A 16,994-nucleotide genomic window follows, 5' to 3' on the forward strand; every position below is an offset into this window, starting at 1 on the left:
TGAACCGCCTGCCCTTATTTCGTCAGCCTTTCCAAACTTGTGGGTTCACCAGATCTTGCGGCCGCTCACCCAACAAGGCACTGCGCAAGTTGGCCAAGGCACGGTTGGCCATGGCTTCACGGGTTTCGTGGGTCGCCGAGCCAATGTGCGGCAATGTCACGGCGTTTTTCAGTTGGAACAATGGCGACTCGGCCAGCGGTTCTTTCTCGTAGACGTCCAGCCCGGCGCCGCGAATCCGGTTGTTTTGCAGCGCTTCGATCAGCGCCGGTTCGTCCACTACGGGGCCGCGGGCGATGTTCACCAGAATGGCGCTCGGTTTCATCAGCGCCAGTTCACGGTGGCTGATCAGGTGCCTGGTTTTTTCGCTGAGCGGCACCACCAGGCAGACGAAATCGGCTTCGGCCAGCAACTGGTCGAGGCTGCGAAACTGCGCACCGAGCTCCTGTTCCAGTTCGGTCTTGCGGCTGTTGCCGCTGTAGATAATCGGCATGTTGAAGCCCAACCGACCGCGACGGGCGATGGCCGCGCCGATGTTGCCCATGCCGACAATCCCTAAGGTTTTGCCATGCACATCGCTACCGAACAACGGCGCGCCGACGGTGGCTTGCCATTGGCCGGCCTTGGTCCAGGCATCCAGTTCGGCGACGCGGCGGGCGCTGCTCATGAGCAACGCGAAGGCCAGGTCGGCGGTGCTTTCGGTGAGGACGTCGGGGGTGTTGGTGAGCATGATCCCGCGTTCGTTGAAGTAGGCGAGGTCGTAGTTGTCGTAGCCAACGGAGACGCTGGAGACCACTTCCAGTTTGCTGGCGTTTTCCAGCTGCGCGCGACCGAGTTTGCGGCCGACGCCGATCAGGCCGTGGGCGTGGGGCAGGGCCTCATTGAATTGGGCATTGATGTCGCCGTTTTTCGGGTTCGGCACGATCACGTCGAAGTCTTGTTGCAGACGTTCGATCATCGGTGGGGTGATACGGCTGAAGGCGAGGACGGTTTTTTTCATTGGAGGCGGCTCGTCGGGCTTGGAGAATGCCAAGCACGCTAACATTCTTCTCGGACATTATGCGAGCGCTCGGATTGCCGGGTATACGCCATCCAAACCTGTAGGAGCGAGGCTTGCCCGCGAAGGCGGCCTCACAGCCAACCAATTTCTTGCAGATGTACACGGCTCAACTGTGGGAGCGAGCCTGCTCGCGATGGCGGTGTGTCAGGCGACCTCAATGTTGAAATGTGAGAAAGCCTTCGCGGGCAAGCCTCGCTCCTACAAGGGGTCAGCTGTGTGGCGCGGGTTTGGGTACGTTGAGGTTATCCAGCATCCGGTTCACCGCCAGCTCGGCCAGCATGACGATCTGCTGAATCGCCATGGCCGTATTCCGATGCGGTCCTTCCAGATACCCCGCAAAATCAGTCGCCATCACACTGGCCTGGGCCAACGATTCACAGGTGTGGGCCAACAGGTCTTCGTCTTTGATATCCGGCGCAACCATATACATCGTGCTTGGCTTGCGAGCCACGGGGGATTTGAGAGCGGCTGGATTGAGGTAGTGATCGAGCGCGCGGTTAGCGGCTTCGTGGAGCTTTTTTGAATCGAGGGATTCGTAGGGGGAAACGTCGTCGGTTTCAGGAGGGTTCGGTGTTTCTTTAATCATGCGGAAGTTACTCAATGGTGATGAAGTGGAGCCGCCATCTTTCGCTTTCCAGACGAAAGGGTGGCAGCTGTGCACGGACTGGAAAACCGGACCACCATCAAACCCGGCAGACCCGAAGGTCTCCCGCGCACAGCCGCCATAACAAGGAATTGCGTGCAGAAAAAAGCGCCGCAGTATGCCATGACGTGTGATGAAGGCTGTCAGGTTTCCAGACCTGATCGCTGATTTTGCAGCGACCCCCAAAGCCTACCCATTTCGTTTCCGAAGCAACAACCGTCAAAACCTGTGGGAAACATCCTCAAAAATCACCCCTTCTGTAGGACCTGCCGAAGGCTGCGATTTTTTGATCTTCCGGCGCTATCAATGACGTAAAGACGGAAAGATCACACCCCTTCGGCAGCACCGACAGTGTCGCCATCATGAAAACTCGGACTTCCCCTACACGCAAAAGCGATTCGCCCGGCATCCCCCCTTGAGTCCACTCGCCAAAGTCTCCCATTTCCAAGGAACGGGACGCGAGCGTGACCAGACTCATCCCCCAAAACCAACTCGCCGGCCAACACGGCCAGGTGCTAGACAGCCATCAAGCCGTCACCGACCTGCGCCAGGCCCTGAGCTATCCCTACGACCTGCAGGGCTTCGACGATCTGCTTGGCGCGATCGACGCCAACCGCTCCAACTACATGCAGGCCGCCAACCAGCAGAAACTCATCAACGCTGTTAGCAACGGCGATTGGGTCATGGTGACGCCCCGCATCGATCCCGATAACGGCGGTGCTTCATGGAATGCCTTCAAACCCGAACCACCACCGGCGCAACATCTGGTCGAAGAACACGCCTTCGCTCTGCCCAAACCCGTGGAGTCGGGCTTCTACATCATTCAGCAGCCCATGACCCTCGAAGCCCTTGAGCGCTCACTGTACGAAAACCCGCCAAGCGATGCGCTGCGCCGGGAATTCCGCTCGCTCAATCGCCATCTCGGTGAGCGGGTGAAACCGGGGCAAATGGTGATTTTCAGCGATTCACGGCATTACATGTGCCGCCGCGAAGAGGCGCAAATGATGATCGCGGCGCAGAAGGTCAACGAAGCGCTTAAGGACCTGAGCGAAGAAGAGGCTTCGTTCATGGTCGAAAATCATGAAGTGATTGAGCCGTTTTTGGAGGTGTCGGCGGGGTCGTTGGGTGTGGCGTCCTTCATGGTCGGCCAACACCTGGAAAACCTCAAAGGTACGCTCATCGAGTTAGAGAAACTGCATCAGCAACAATACCGTCAGCACGGCCACTTGCGATCGAGGGATTTCTTTACCCATCGCAAACGGATGATGGCAAAGATCAATGCCAGCCTTGGCCCGCTGGTACGTAAAGGCACAGGCATTCCTGATCATCCCAGGCTTAAACGAGCATTGGGTCTTTCTACTCGCAGAACAATTCACCATTGGAACAAGGCTGGCGCCCCTACCCAACTGCCGGGCTATGCAACGAATATTCAGGGCGTATCCAGAGCGGTGAAGTACTTGAAGGCAGGAGGCTATGTTGGTATTGGATTGGCGATGGGGGCGGCGGCGATGAGAGTTGATGAAGCCTGTCGCAGTGGAAGCAAGGATGAATGCTCCCAAGCTAGATTCGTAGAGGGAGGCAAGTTGGCAGGAAGTATTAGCGGAGGTGTTGCCGCCGGATATGTAGCGAGTAGCGCACTGAAATATGGAGTGTGCGCGGCAATAGGTGTGGAGACATTGGGTGTTGGTGGAATCGTTTGTGCGCTGCTGGTGTCGGGTGCTGTCGCCAGTGCGACGGGAACCAAAGGCTCAGAAATTGGCGGAGAAATAGGTGAAAAAATATATGAGCTCACACAACCATGAGTGGCGCTGAGAATGTGCATTTGATTGGTTGGGTACTTGTTTTTCTGATGATTTTGCTCAGTCAGACCCTCTTATTATTGGGCGCCTACTTCAAACTCGACCAAATTGAAGGTCACTTCAACGCGTCTCATTTGGTGAGTATCAATCGAAACACGGCGGGTGACGGCCCGTTTGGACGGATGAACAGACTTAGGTTGATTGGCGCTTTAACGGGCAGTTTCTATCAACATCAGATGTTGGACCCGTATGCGTTTATGGAGGCTGAAATCTTGCCGGCGCGTCTGAGAAAATGGGCTGAAACTCCAAAAAAAATGATGCGGATTGCGGTCGTCAGCGCTGGACTACTGTTGCTTTGGAGTGGTTTTGTGTCTTTGCGTACGACAATTTCAAACCCGATGAGTGACCTGAAACTACTCTACACAGCCATCCTGATCGGCTTTTTCGCCCTGGTTTCTATCGTTTCGCTGCTGCGTGTGTACATCTGTTTTTTTAAACTCGAAGAACTCGAATTTCACCTCAACGACTCTTACTTCGTTGGGCGCAACCGTCGGGTCATGGGGGATGGTCTGTACGGGCGTCATTACCGCTTGACTCATCTCTCGACCATGCTTCGTGAGGATGATGCATTCCTGCTGAAAAGCGACCCGCATTGTATCGATGAAATAAAGCACTTTCCTTTACACCTACGACGCTGGGTCGTCATTCCCAATCTGATGTTTGCCTATTCAATTGTTGGCCTTTGTGCGTATTGGCTCTGCGGAACGTACGCTGGACTGCTGGGCTAACCCGCAGTCCACACACCTCAATTCGCCAACCGCGCCCCACCCAAACTCCCACTCAACTCATACGCCGCCAATTCCGCCTGATGCGCCGCCAATATCTCCGGCAACGACCCGCGCAAGTATTCCACCCACGTCTTGATCTTCGCATCCAGATACTGCCGCGACGGGTAGATCGCATACAGATTCAATTCCTGTGAGCGATAGTTCGGCATCACCCGCACCAACGTGCCGTTGCGCAGCCCTTCTATCGCCGCGTACACCGGTAAAACGCCAACCCCCATGCCGCTGGTGATTGCAGTCTTCATCGCATCAGCGGAGTTCACCAAAAACGGTGAGCTGTTGATGGTGACCATTTCCTGGCCGTCAGGGCCATCGAAGGCCCATTTCTCCAGCGGGATGACCGGGCTCACCAGGCGCAGGCAGGCGTGGTTGAGCAAATCGCTGGGTTTGTGCGCGCAGCCGTTGGCTTTTACATAGGCGGGCGACGCGCAAACGATGCTGTAGGTGATGCCCAAACGCTGGGAGACGAAGCCCGAGTCCGGCAGTTCGCTGGCAAGCACGATGGACACGTCGTAGCCCTCGTTGAGCAGATCCGGCACGCGGTTGGCCATGGTCAGGTCGAAGGTCACGTCCGGGTGGGTTTTGCGGTAGCGGGCGATGGCGTCGATTACGAAGTGCTGACCGATGCCGGTCATGGTATGCACCTTGAGTTGCCCGGCCGGGCGCGCGTGGGCGTCGCTGGCCTCGGCTTCGGCTTCTTCGACGTAGGCCAGGATCTGCTCGCAACGCAATAGATAGCGCTTGCCGGCCTCGGTCAGGGCGATGCGGCGGGTGGTGCGGTTGAGCAGGCGGGTTTGCAGGTGGGCTTCCAGGTTGGAGACCGCGCGCGAGACGTTGGCCGTGGTGGTGTCGAGTTGCACGGCGGCGGCGGTGAAGCTGCCGGCCTCGGCCACGTAACTGAAGGCGCGCATGTTTTGCAAAGTGTCCATGGGGTGCTCTCTTGGCGAATGGCAAATTGTGACACGAAGTTGCTGATTCTTTACAGGCGACTAAAGACGAGACCAAGGGATTATCGCGTTAACGGTAACAAAGATTCACAAAAATCCCGGCTTATCGCCAACAAGGCCCACCCCTAGAATTGCGCCGGTCCCATGTAGGAGCGAGGCTTGCCCGCGAAGGCGTCTTATCAAGCGACAACATGGTGCCTGTGAGGATGCCTTCGCGGGCAAGCCTCGCTCCTACAGGATCTCCCCCTATTTTAGGAATTTGCAGCAGTGCCGCGTCGCATCAACAGAGCGCTCAAGACGCTCAGTGTTTTGGCTTTAACCCTGGCAATCAGCGGCTGCATCGGCACCGCAGGTATTGCCCCGCAAGACAAGGCACTGGAGGCCAATTCATTGGCCACCGACGATGCCATTCAGAGCGCCGAGCAAGACGCTCATTGGCCCACCGCTCAATGGTGGCAAGCCTACGGCGACCCGCAACTGAACCGCTGGATCGACCTTGCCCTGCAAGGCAGCCCGAGCATGGCCATGGCCGCCGCGCGAGTGCGTCAGGCGCGGTCGATGGCCGGCCTTGCCGAGTCCGCCGAGTCGTTGCAGATCAATGGCCAATCCACCCTCAAGCGCCACAACTGGCCCACCGATCAGTTCTACGGCCCCGGCGAGTTGGCCAACACCACCACTTGGGACAACAACGCCGCGCTGGGTTTCAGCTATGCCCTCGACCTCTGGGGGCGCGAAAGCAACGCCACCGAACGCGCGGTGGACATGGCCCACATGAGCGCCGCCGAAGCACGGCAGGCCCAGCTCGAATTGCAGAACAACATCGTGCGCGCCTACATCGAGCTCTCGTTGCATTACGCGCAACGGGACACCGTTGCGGCAACGTTGAAGCAGCAACAGCAAATCCTCGACCTGGCACAGAAGCGTCTGGACGGCGGCATCGGCACCCATTTCGAAGTCAGCCAGGCCGAAACACCCTTGCCGGAAACCCATCGGCAGATCGATGCCCTGGACGAGGAAATTGCCCTAAGCCGCAACCAACTCGCCGCGCTGGCCGGTAAGGGACCGGGGGAGGGCGCACAGTTGCAACGGCCGACGCTGTCGTTGGGCGCGGCGCTGAAGTTGCCGTCGTCTTTGCCGGCGCAACTGCTCGGTCAACGCCCGGACGTGGTTGCCAGTCGCTGGCAAGTGGCGGCGCAGGCGCGGGGCATCGATGTCGCTCACGCGGGCTTCTACCCCAACGTCGATCTGGTCGGCAGCCTCGGCTACATGGCCACCGGCGGTGGTGCGCTGGAGTTTTTGACTGGCAAGAAGCTCAACTACAGCGTCGGCCCGGCGATTTCGTTGCCGATCTTCGACGGCGGCCGCTTGCGTGCGGAGTTGGGCGAGGCCTCGGCGGGTTATGACATCGCGGTGGCGAAGTACAACCAGTCCCTGGTCAACGCGCTGAAGAACATCTCCGACCAGCTGATTCGCCGCGAGTCGATGGACAAGCAACAAGCCTTCGCCGCCGAGTCGGTGGCCACGGCGCAGAAAACCTACGACATCGCGATGATCGCCTATCAGCGCGGGCTCACCGATTACCTCAACGTGCTCAATGCGCAGACCTTGTTGTTCAAGCAGCAGCAAGTGCAGCAGCAGGTTCAGGCTGCACGCTTGAGTGCTCATGCGGAATTGGTGACTGCTTTGGGCGGAGGACTCGGGGCTGGCAACGACGGGCCGAACGCCGAGAAAACCCAACCCCCGAAAACCCCGGTTCTTTTGCGTTGAACACAAACCCTATGGGAGCGGGCTTGCTCGCGAAAGCGGTGTGTCAGGCGAAATCCGCATTGACTGACACTCCGTCTTCGCGAGCAAGCCCGCTCCCACAGGGGCCGAGTCCTCGCTGCACAAGACCATTGAGCAAAATTCCATGACTCCCTTGCCCGCACCTTTGCGCTGGCTGTATTCCCTTGAATGGCGCCGGGGTTTCTTCGACTGGGCACGCAGCGACGGCGTGACCTGGGTGTACATTTTCAAGGTGCTGTTCGCGGCGTTCCTGACCTTGTGGCTGGCCATGCGTCTTGAATTGCCGCAACCGCGCACCGCGATGATCACTGTGTTCATCGTCATGCAACCGCAAAGCGGTCAGGTGTTCGCCAAGAGTTTCTATCGCTTCCTCGGCACGTTGGCCGGGTCGGCGGTGATGGTCGCGTTGATTGCCCTGTTTGCGCAGAACACCGAGCTGTTCCTCGGCTCGCTGGCGATCTGGGTCGGCCTCTGCTCGGCCGGCGCGGCGCGTTATCGCAACTTCCGCGCCTACGGATTTGTGCTCGCCGGTTATACGGCGGCGATGATCGGACTGCCTGCACTGGCTCACCCCGACGGCGCGTTCATGGCAGCCGTCTGGCGTGTGCTGGAAATCTCTCTGGGGATTCTCTGCTCGACGCTGGTGAGCGCCGCGATCCTGCCGCAAACCGCCAGCGCCGCGATGCGCAATGCCTTGTATCAGCGCTTCGGCGTGTTTGCCCTGTTCGTCACCGATGGCTTGCGCGGTCGCAGCCGGCGCGAGGCATTTGAAGCGAACAACGTGCGGTTTATCGCCGAGGCGGTAGGTCTGGAAGGACTGCGCAGCGTCACAGTGTTCGAAGACCCGCACATGCGTCGGCGCAACGGGCGGCTCAGTCGCTTGAACAGCGAGTTCATGGGCATAACCACGCGCTTCAATGCGCTGCATCAGTTGCTCGAACGCCTGCGCAACAGTGGCACCGATCATGTTGTCGCGGCGATCAAACCGGGTTTGCAGGATCTGGCTGAAGTGCTCGACGGCTTCAGCGGTCGCGCCTTGACCAGTCCCGACGCTGCACGCCTGGCCAGCGCTTTGGCGACCTATAAGGAAAACTTGCCGGCGCGGGTCCGCAGCCTGCGGGCGAGCTTTCAGGAGAGTGATCCGAGCGACGCCGAGCAGCTGGATTTTCACACCGCCTACGAGCTGCTTTATCGCTATGTCGACGACCTGCACAGTTATGCACAGACCCATGCGTCCCTGGCCGATCACAGCCACGAACGGGAACGTTGGGACGAGCCCTTCACCCCGCAAACCAATTGGCTGGCCTCGGCGGCATCGGGCATTCGCGCAGCATTCATTCTCGTGGTGCTCGGCAGTTATTGGGTGGCCACCGCGTGGCCGAGCGGGGCGACCATGACCCTGATCGCCGCCGCCACCGTCGGCCTTTCAGCGGCGACACCGAACCCCAAACGGATGGCGTTTCAGATGGCCTGCGGGACGTTGCTCGGGGCGCTGATCGGCTTCGTCGAGATGTTCTTCATCTTCCCCTTGATCGACGGTTTTCCGTTGCTCTGCGTGATGCTCGCGCCGGTGATCGTGATCGGGGCGTTCCTGACTTCACGGCCGCAATACGCCGGGGTTGGCCTGGGGTTGCTGATCTTCTTCAGCACCGGTTCGGTGCCGGACAACCTCACGGTTTACAACCCTTACGCCTTCATCAACGATTACATCGCCATGATCATGGGTATGTTGGTGTGCGCGGCGGCCGGGGCGATCATTTTGCCGCCCAACAGTCGCTGGTTATGGCGGCGCCTGGAGCAGGATTTGCGCGGGCAGGTGGTGTACGCCATCAGCGGCAAACTCAAAGGTTTGGCATCGAGTTTCGAAAGTCGCACTCGCGATCTTTTACATCAGGCCTATGGCCTCGCAGCGGGACAGCCGCAGGTGCAACGGGACTTATTGCGCTGGATGTTCGTGGTGCTGGAAGTCGGCCATGCGATCATCGAGTTGCGCAAGGAACAGGCGATTCTGCCGGTACACCCGGCCTATGCCGAATCCCAACCGTGGCGTCAGTCAATCCGGGCGATGGGGCGTTCGCTGGTGCGACTGTTTCTGCAACCCGGCCCGAGCAATCTGCAGCGTGCGCTGGTCGCGGTCGACCACGCGATAAGCCGCGTGCAGGCCACCGATGAGCCCTTCGCGCCGCACTTCGATACCTCGGCGTTGCGTCGGGTGAAGAGTTACCTGCACTTCATCCGCACCTCGCTGCTTGACCCGCAATCGCCACTGGCCGGCTACATAAAAGCTAGTGCCATCGCCAAGCCCCAAGGACTTGAACATGCCTCGTGAAATCGCCTTCCACGGCGTGTACATGCCGACCATGACCCTGATGTTTTTCATTGCCGCGGCGCTGGCCTGGGCGCTGGATCGGTTCCTGTCCGGGTTCGATCTGTACCGCTTCTTCTGGCACCCGGCGCTATTGCGCCTGAGTCTGTTTACCTGTCTGTTTGGCGCTCTTGCGCTGACTGTTTACCGTTGACTCTCTACCACTGAGAATGCCCTGATGAAAAAGCTTTTCAGCCTGCTCGCAACCCTGTTGGTGTTGGCCCTCGCCCTGTGGATCGGCCGGACCCTGTGGGTGCATTACATGAACACGCCCTGGACCCGCGACGGCCGGGTGCGCGCCGACATCATCAACGTTGCCGCCGACGTTACCGGTGAAGTGGTGGATGTGCCGGTGCGCGACAACCAGTTGGTGAAAAAGGGCGATTTGCTGATGCGCATCGACCCCGAGCATTACCGCATCGCGGTGAAACAGGCACAGTCGCTGGTGGCCTCGCGCAAAGCCACGTGGGAGATGCGCAAGGTCAACGCCCATCGCCGCGCCGACCTCGACAACCTGGTGATCTCCAGGGAAAACCGCGACGATGCCACCAACATCGCCGACTCGGCCCTGGCCGATTACCAGCACGCCCAGGCACAGCTGGAAGCCGCCGAACTGAACCTCAAACGCACCGAAGTGCGCGCGGCTGTGGACGGCTATGTGACCAACCTCAACGTCCATCGCGGCGACTACGCGCGCATTGGCGAAGCGAAAATGGCTGTGGTCGACATGAACTCGTTCTGGGTTTATGGCTTCTTCGAAGAAACCAAACTGCCGCATGTGCGCGTGGGCGATAAAGCCGACATGCAATTGATGAGCGGCGAAGTGCTCAAGGGGCATGTGGAAAGCATTTCTCGCGGCATCTATGACCGGGATAATCCCGAAAGCCGCGAGCTGATCGCCGATGTGAACCCGACCTTTAACTGGGTGCGCCTGGCGCAGCGGGTGCCGGTGCGGATTCATATTGATGAAGTGCCGGAGGGTGTGCTGTTGGCGGCGGGGATTACTTGCACCGTTGTGGTGAAACAGGCTGTCGAGGGGTAACTGACAGACCGAGCCGTCTGCTTCGCGAGCAAGCCCGCTCCCACACTTGATCTACTTTGTGCACATATTTTGTGTTCACTGAAGATCAAATGTGGGAGCGGGCTTGCTCGCGAATGAGGCAACTCGGTCCCTCAGGTAGATGTTCGACAGTTCACTCCTTGCAAAACGTCTCATGCAAATGCCGCCAAACCACCTTGCCATCGGCCAGTTTCTCGAACACCACCGAAGACCGTCGATCAGAATGCAACCCCGTCGCATCGGTCTGCTGCTCGCGGTAACTCACCACCGCGCCACCGTCGTATAGCGCAACACCGCGCAACTCGCTGAGCTCAATCCTGAACCCGAGCTTCTTCCCGCCCGCCAGCAGAAACAGTTCATTCAACGCCTCGAAATCCAGCACCCGGCCCAACGGCGAGATCATGGAAAACTGTGGTGAAAAACGCATGAGCAATTGTTCAAGCTCGGATTCGTCCCGTTCTTCGGCCAACCAGTGCTCGATGGCTACGTGGGCCTGGATCACTTCGTCAAAGTATTCGGTGTAGTCGGTCATGCTGTTTCCTGAAGTTCTGTGGTGTCTGTTCCGACGCCTTCGCGGGCAAGCCTCGCTCCTACAGGTTATGCACCCATTTTGAGATGGCGCTCATCCTGTAGGAGCGAGGCTTGCCCGCGAACGCGTCAACCCGGTTTCAAAGCTGCCCGCGCAACCCGAACCGCTTCATCAGCCCCGACTCCAGCAACCCTTTGGGCAACAACCCCGCCATCAACGGCAACGCCCGGCTGCCATTACCCAAACGCACCAGACGCGGCGGTTTATTCTGCTGCACGGCCTTCAATAAACCGGCGGCAAATTCACTGGCCGGCGTCGGTTTGTCCTGAGACGCCTTGGCCCGTGCGCGAATACCTTCACGCAGCGGCCACCATGGCGATTGCTCGGTGATCAGTTGCTCAGCCTCTTGGCCGGCGTTCTTGGCGAAGCTGGAGGCGATAGCCCCTGGCTGAACTTCCATGACTCGCACGCCGAACGGTGCCAATTCCATGCGCAGCGCATCGCTCAAGGCATGCACCGCGGCTTTCGAGGCGCAGTAGGCGCCGGCAAACGGCGTGACCAGAACCCCGGAAACGCTGCCGATGTTCACCACCAGGCCCCTGGCCCGGCGCAGCACCGGGAACATCGCGCGAGTGACGCCGACGATGGCAAACACATTGGTTTCGAATTGCCGCTGCATGGCCGGCACACCGCCGTCGAGCAGCGGCCCCATGGCGCCGTAACCGGCGTTGTTGATCAATACATCAAGGCCGCCGCGTTGCTGATTGATCCGCTCGCTCAGTTGTTCGAGGGCCGGGCCATCGTTCACGTCCAGTTGCACGGCGGTGAACCCGGCGGCGGTTAGAGCGGCTACGTCTTCGGCTTTGCGGGCGCTGGCCCAGACTTCGTACCCGGCACTTTTGAAAGCGTCGGCGAGGGCGCGGCCAATGCCGCTGGAACAACCGGTAATCAACGCAACGGGCATGGCGCGGTCCTTGTGCAAAAAGAAAAGGGATCAGTCGGAGAAGCTACCCTGCAAACGCTCGGCGCGAAACTCCAGGGTTTGCGGGCGATAACCGGGGCGAAGGGGCGGCATAGGCAAGCAGTCTTCCCAATTGCCGCCGGCCTGCAATTCGCCGGGCCCGCGATAGCGCGGTGCGGCGTATTGATTGTCAGCCAGATTGACCGTATCGCCCGGTGCATAAGCGGCGATTCGCCAGCGCAGTTCGGTCAGCGGTACGTCGTTGCCGTTGTTCATCGTCAGCTTCAAGGGGCGATCCGCCGGGCAGTGCTCGGGCGCGTAGGTGATGCGCAGCTCCAGGCGCGCCAGTTGCTTGACCTCGCGGGTGTCCAGCCAGAACACCCACACCGCCACCAGGCCCAACCCGACAGCGGCGGCCATGGACACCGGCACGGCCTTGGACGGGTAGCGCAGCAGCAGGATCAGCCAGGTGATGACCAGCAGGACGCCGATGAACATGTGTGAACGCTCCTTGAACTCATAAACACCATCCTACCGAAGGGGCGCGGGAATGGACATTCGTGGAGCAAGATCGGTGGCCGTTGGTCGGTACTCTCATTTCTGATAGTAGCCAGGCATGTCCACGAACAGTTAGATGAGGACATACAGGCATGCAGGTCTTGACGATGGGAATGCACCACAAAACACCAAAGTTGTCCGTCGTCGACCCGCGCGGCTTGACCATCCGTACGGTGGACTATTGGCGTGCCGTCGAAAACCTGCCCACTGAAGCACGCATCAATCGCACGGCCCATGATGCTGCGGGCCACCCGATAAAACAGTGGGATCCGCGACTTTGGGCATTGCAGGTTGAAGATCCTCTGACTCCCCCCAATTCAACGACCGTGCATTCGCTGTCCGGCCGTGCGCTGTGTACCGTCAGCGTCGATGCTGGATTGCAACTGAGCCTGCCCGGTCTGGGCGACGAGATTTTGCTGGCATGGGACAGCCGAGGTACACGACGCGAGGTTGAATACGACGAGCTGCTTCGTCCTGTGGCAGTGTTCGAGCAGGGCGCAACTGAGGCGCGAAGGTCCGTTGAACGCATGACCTATGGCGGTCCCGATCAGGGCGACCAGAATCAATGCGGGCAGTTGATCCGTCATGATGATCCCGCCGGGACGGTGCTGTTCGAGGCATTTTCGATCACCGGCCAATGCGTGAGGCAAGTCCGTCACTTCACCCTGGACCCTGTTGCCCCCGACTGGCCGGAGCTGGAAGCCGATCGCGAACGGCTGCTTGAGCCTGGTGACGGTGCGTCGTCGACGTGGCGTTTCGGTCCACAGGGTCATGTGCTGGAACAGGCCGATGCCAAGGAGAATCGCCAGGTCTTCCACCTGACGCTTGATGGGCAGTTGCGTGAGGCGCGACTGCAACTCCATGGGCTGACCACCTGGCAAACGCTGGTGCGCGATATTCGGTATAGCGCGCAGGGGCAGGTCGAACACGAAACCGCTGGTAACAACGTACAGACGACCCTCGTTTACCGCCCCGAAGACGGTCTGCTGATGGAGTGCCGGGCACAGGATGCCAGTGTCGGACTGTTGCAACACCTGATCTACGATTATGACCGGATGGGCAATGTTCTGAGCATCGAGGACAGGGCACTGTCGGTGCGTTACTTCAACAATCAGCGCATCGATCCCCTCAGTCGCTTTATCTACGACAGCCTGTATCAATTGATCGAAGCCTACGGCTGGGAGGAGGGCACTCTCCAGCAAGGGCCGGCGTCGGTGGGACGGGTCGATCCGGCGGCGGTCAGCAACTATCACCAGACCTACCGCTATGACGAGGGCGGGAACCTGCTGACGCTGACACACGTCGGCACGCAGAGTCGGGGGCGCGAACTGAAAGCGGCGCGCTACAGCAATCGTTGTCTGCCCTGGCACAACGGCGTGCCGCCGACCGAAGAGGACATCGCCGCGGCGTTCGACGCCAAGGGCAATTTGCTGGAGCTGGATCAGGGGCGGATCCTGAATTGGGATCTGCGTAATCAGTTGCAGTCGGTCAGCCCGGTGGAGCGCGTCTCCGGGCTCAATGACCGGGAGTCCTATGTCTACGATGGCGGTGGGCAGCGGGTACGCAAAATCCGCTCATTGCAGACCAATGCCCGGACCGTGGTGGCTGAAGTGCGTTATCTGCCGGGGCTTGAGATGCGCAGCGATAACGGCACGGGAGAAGTATTGCAGGTCATCACCGCCCAGGCGGGACTCAATAGCGTGCGGGTGCTGCATTGGGAAACAGCGCCACCGTCCGGTATCGCCAACGATCAATACCGCTACAGCCTGGTCGATCACCTGAAATCCTGCACGCTGGAACTCGCCGATGACGTGCGAATTATCAGTCAGGAAACCTACTATCCCTTTGGCGAAACGGCTTGGTTTGCCGGGGCGGGCGTCGTTGAAGCGAGTTACAAAACGATTCGTTATTCGGGCAAGGAGCGGGATGCGACGGGGCTTTATTACTATGGGTACCGCTATTACATCCCGTGGTTGCAGCGCTGGGCTAATCCGGATCCGTCGGGTGATGTCGATGGTTTGAATCTGTTCTTGATGGTGCTGAATAACCCGGTGACGTTCATTGATTCATTTGGCCTGCAACACGATGTAGTAGGGAATTACGAAATCGACATCGGCAGGCTTCAGCGAATGGGATTGAAAGCTAAGGCACTGAGCGCAAAAGTCATGATATTTGACGAAAAGACCGAAAAATTCAAACCCAGCTCCGGGTTCAAAGCGGTGGAGGTGGGTGTGGATATCAAGTACGCCGTTGGCAAGGATGAGCTGAAACGCAGCTTGACGGAGTACAAGCGCGTGTTCAAGCATGCTTCGAGGATGTTTATGGACTCCGAGACAGGTGACACCCGGATGAATCTGGTGCTTGGAGAAGGCATCTCATCAGAGATGTTGAAGTTGGCGAATAAGGATTTTCAGAAGCCCCAGATTACCGAGGCGGATCCTGGAGGTGCCTGGCCAAAAAAAATCGTCGAGAACAGGTTCTTTGCGATTTTGAAGAAAGAGGACAAGCTGAAAGCTGCGGGAACCCGGCAAATCTACGCAATTGCGGCAATTTCCACCACGACGCGCATGGGGGCGGCCAGTAATGACACAGAGGCCAAGGTGGAGTATTTGGTGGCCAACCCCGCTTCCCAGCTGAAGGCAAACGAACTGAAAATTGCCGCGGATGTCGGGGTCATGTCGAAAGACGTCTCGAATGTACGAGGCGTGGGCAACTTTCTGACGCTCAAATCGCTGAACAGAATAAACAAGACCAGCAAGTTGGTAAAAATTACTACCCGAGCGGTCAACCCAAGGTCAGCGGCCATTGCCTCGAAATCGGGTGCCATCTGGATGGGATAGAAAAAGCCCCCGCCCAACCCACTGCGGATAGGGAACGCAGCGGGCTGGATGGGGGCTTCTTGTCTTACTGAGCGTTACTGCGCGATGGTTTTCACCGACACGCCACGCTCGATGGGGTTGGAGCGACCGTAGATATCTTCAAACCGCTCGATATCGTCTTCACCCAGGTAGCTGCCCGATTGCACTTCGATGATCTCGAGTGGAATCTTGCCTGGGTTGCGCAGACGGTGAACCGAGGCGATCGGGATGTAGGTCGATTGGTTTTCAGTCAGCAGGAACACGTTTTCGTCGCAGGTCACTTCAGCAGTGCCACTGACCACGATCCAGTGTTCGGCGCGGTGGTGGTGCATCTGCAGCGACAGGCATGCGCCCGGCTTGACCGAGATGCGCTTGACCTGGAAGCGACCGCCCATGTCGACCGAGTCGTAGGAGCCCCACGGACGATAGACTTCGCAGTGGGTCTGGGTTTCGCTGCGGCCCTGCGCGTTGAGGGTGTTGACCATCTGTTTCACGCCTTGGACCTTGTCCTTGTGGGCGATCATCATGGCGTCCTTGGTTTCGACGACCACGATGTTTTCCAGGCCGATCACCGACACCAGTTTTCCGTTGCCGTGGATCATGCAGTTCTTGCTGTCCTGGATGACCACATCGCCTTTGGTGACGTTACCGTTGGCGTCTTTTTCATTGACTTCCCACAGCGACGACCAGCAACCGACGTCGCTCCAGCCTGCGGTCAGCGGCACGACGCAGGCGCGCTGGGTTTTTTCCATCACCGAGTAGTCGATGGAATTGTCCGGGCAGCAGGCGAAGGTGGCAGCGTCGATGTCGACGGTGTCGGCATCCTGTGCGCTACGTTCCAGCGTCAGTACGCAGGTGTCGTAGATGTCCGGATCATGCTTTTTCAGTTCTTCGAGGAAACGGCTGGCGCGGAACAGGAACATGCCGCTGTTCCAGAAGTAACCACCGGACTGAACGAATTCGGTGGCGCGTTTCACGTCAGGTTTTTCGACGAAGTGCGAGACACGGCTGACGCCTTCCGGCAGCAGGGCATCGTTGGTGGACTTGATGTAGCCGTAACCGGTTTCCGGTTTGGTCGCCGGCACGCCGAACAGCACCATCTCGCCACGCTCGGCTGCCACAGTGGCCAGGGCCAGGGCGCGTTGCAGGGCTTTCTGGTCTTCCAACACGTGGTCGGCCGGCAGCACCAGCATCAACTCGTCGCGACCTTCATTGACCAGCATCATCGCGGTCAGGGCCACGGCCGGCGAAGTGTTGCGGCCAAAGGGTTCCATCAGCACGCGCTGCACGTCCAGGTTGCGGGCGCTCAACTGCTCGTTGACGATGAAACGGTGTTCCTTGTTGCAGACCACGATCGGGGTGTCCATGCCTTCGAACACCAGGCGCTCCAGGGTTTGCTGGAACAGCGTTTGTTCGCCGGTCAGGGCGAGGAATTGCTTGGGGAATTGCTTACGCGAAAGCGGCCAAAGACGTGAGCCGCTACCACCTGACAAGATCACCGGAATCATGTTGTTACTCCTTCAAAATCGATTGGTTAGAGCTACTGCGTTCTGTCGTTTCACTCTTGTTCTTGTTCCGTGTCCGAAT

The 16,994-nt window shown here is 59.0% G+C and carries 15 protein-coding genes; 7 read left to right on the top strand and 8 right to left on the bottom strand.

Annotated elements, in window-relative coordinates:
* Positions 1 to 22: 22 nt before the first annotated feature.
* The 3 genes from KW837_RS23035 to KW837_RS23045 form a co-directional block, all read right to left on the bottom strand.
* Positions 23 to 997 carry a D-glycerate dehydrogenase gene (locus tag KW837_RS23035; RefSeq protein WP_063341505.1) on the bottom strand — a complete coding sequence of 325 codons (975 nt, stop codon included), beginning with the start codon at positions 995 to 997 and terminating at the stop codon, positions 23 to 25.
* 268 nt (positions 998 to 1,265) lie between these two features.
* Positions 1,266 to 1,643, bottom strand: coding sequence for a DUF6124 family protein (locus tag KW837_RS23040; protein WP_123501000.1), 378 nt, complete (start codon positions 1,641 to 1,643; stop codon positions 1,266 to 1,268).
* 298 nt (positions 1,644 to 1,941) lie between these two features.
* Positions 1,942 to 2,178 carry a hypothetical protein gene (locus KW837_RS23045; protein WP_218398729.1) on the bottom strand — a complete coding sequence of 79 codons (237 nt, stop codon included), beginning with the start codon at positions 2,176 to 2,178 and terminating at the stop codon, positions 1,942 to 1,944.
* Between KW837_RS23045 and KW837_RS23050 the strand changes: the two genes are divergently transcribed.
* Positions 2,165 to 3,502 (top strand): hypothetical protein, encoded by a 1,338-nt coding sequence (locus tag KW837_RS23050; RefSeq protein WP_218398730.1) that lies wholly within the window; start codon positions 2,165 to 2,167, stop codon positions 3,500 to 3,502. The genes KW837_RS23045 and KW837_RS23050 overlap by 14 nt on opposite strands.
* Positions 3,499 to 4,287: a hypothetical protein gene (locus KW837_RS23055; protein WP_218398731.1), complete on the top strand. Its 789-nt coding sequence runs from the start codon at positions 3,499 to 3,501 to the stop codon at positions 4,285 to 4,287. Before KW837_RS23050 ends, KW837_RS23055 begins: the two co-directional genes overlap by 4 nt.
* A gap of 17 nt (positions 4,288 to 4,304) precedes the next feature.
* Here KW837_RS23055 and KW837_RS23060 read toward each other — a convergent pair whose 3' ends face one another.
* Positions 4,305 to 5,273 carry a LysR family transcriptional regulator gene (locus KW837_RS23060; protein WP_123501008.1) on the bottom strand — a complete coding sequence of 323 codons (969 nt, stop codon included), beginning with the start codon at positions 5,271 to 5,273 and terminating at the stop codon, positions 4,305 to 4,307.
* Positions 5,274 to 5,558: 285 nt separating this feature from the next.
* On the opposite strand from KW837_RS23060, the gene KW837_RS23065 reads away from it, so the two are divergent.
* From KW837_RS23065 to KW837_RS23080, 4 genes are all read left to right on the top strand, one after another.
* Positions 5,559 to 7,058: an efflux transporter outer membrane subunit gene (locus KW837_RS23065; RefSeq protein ID WP_218398732.1), complete on the top strand. Its 1,500-nt coding sequence runs from the start codon at positions 5,559 to 5,561 to the stop codon at positions 7,056 to 7,058.
* A gap of 142 nt (positions 7,059 to 7,200) precedes the next feature.
* Positions 7,201 to 9,405: an FUSC family protein gene (locus KW837_RS23070; RefSeq protein ID WP_218398733.1), complete on the top strand. Its 2,205-nt coding sequence runs from the start codon at positions 7,201 to 7,203 to the stop codon at positions 9,403 to 9,405.
* Entirely contained in the window at positions 9,395 to 9,595 is a 201-nt protein-coding gene (locus tag KW837_RS23075; RefSeq protein WP_007896379.1) for a DUF1656 domain-containing protein, read from the top strand. Before KW837_RS23070 ends, KW837_RS23075 begins: the two co-directional genes overlap by 11 nt.
* Before the next feature lie 24 nt (positions 9,596 to 9,619).
* Positions 9,620 to 10,483, top strand: a complete 864-nt coding sequence (locus KW837_RS23080) for an HlyD family secretion protein (protein ID WP_063341503.1) — start codon at positions 9,620 to 9,622, stop codon at positions 10,481 to 10,483.
* Between the two features lie 151 nt (positions 10,484 to 10,634).
* On the opposite strand, the gene KW837_RS23085 is transcribed toward KW837_RS23080, so the two are convergent.
* From KW837_RS23085 to KW837_RS23095, 3 genes are all read right to left on the bottom strand, one after another.
* On the bottom strand, positions 10,635 to 11,033 hold the full coding sequence (locus KW837_RS23085; RefSeq protein WP_218398734.1) for a DUF4440 domain-containing protein: 399 nt from the start codon (positions 11,031 to 11,033) through the stop codon (positions 10,635 to 10,637).
* A gap of 136 nt (positions 11,034 to 11,169) precedes the next feature.
* On the bottom strand, positions 11,170 to 11,994 hold the full coding sequence (locus KW837_RS23090; RefSeq protein ID WP_123358528.1) for an SDR family oxidoreductase: 825 nt from the start codon (positions 11,992 to 11,994) through the stop codon (positions 11,170 to 11,172).
* 30 nt (positions 11,995 to 12,024) lie between these two features.
* Entirely contained in the window at positions 12,025 to 12,489 is a 465-nt protein-coding gene (locus KW837_RS23095; protein WP_008070465.1) for a hypothetical protein, read from the bottom strand.
* 152 nt (positions 12,490 to 12,641) lie between these two features.
* On the opposite strand from KW837_RS23095, the gene KW837_RS23100 reads away from it, so the two are divergent.
* Complete coding sequence (locus tag KW837_RS23100; RefSeq protein ID WP_256348925.1) at positions 12,642 to 15,389, top strand: RHS repeat domain-containing protein; 2,748 nt, start codon at positions 12,642 to 12,644, stop codon at positions 15,387 to 15,389.
* A 74-nt stretch (positions 15,390 to 15,463) separates the two neighbouring features.
* Here the strand turns inward: KW837_RS23100 and KW837_RS23105 are convergent, their stop codons facing one another.
* On the bottom strand, positions 15,464 to 16,915 hold the full coding sequence (locus KW837_RS23105; protein ID WP_192346122.1) for a mannose-1-phosphate guanylyltransferase/mannose-6-phosphate isomerase: 1,452 nt from the start codon (positions 16,913 to 16,915) through the stop codon (positions 15,464 to 15,466).
* Between the last annotated feature and the right edge of the window lie 79 nt (positions 16,916 to 16,994).

This window comes from Pseudomonas sp. PDM24 (assembly GCF_019218905.1).
In the GTDB taxonomy this organism is placed as follows: domain Bacteria; phylum Pseudomonadota; class Gammaproteobacteria; order Pseudomonadales; family Pseudomonadaceae; genus Aquipseudomonas.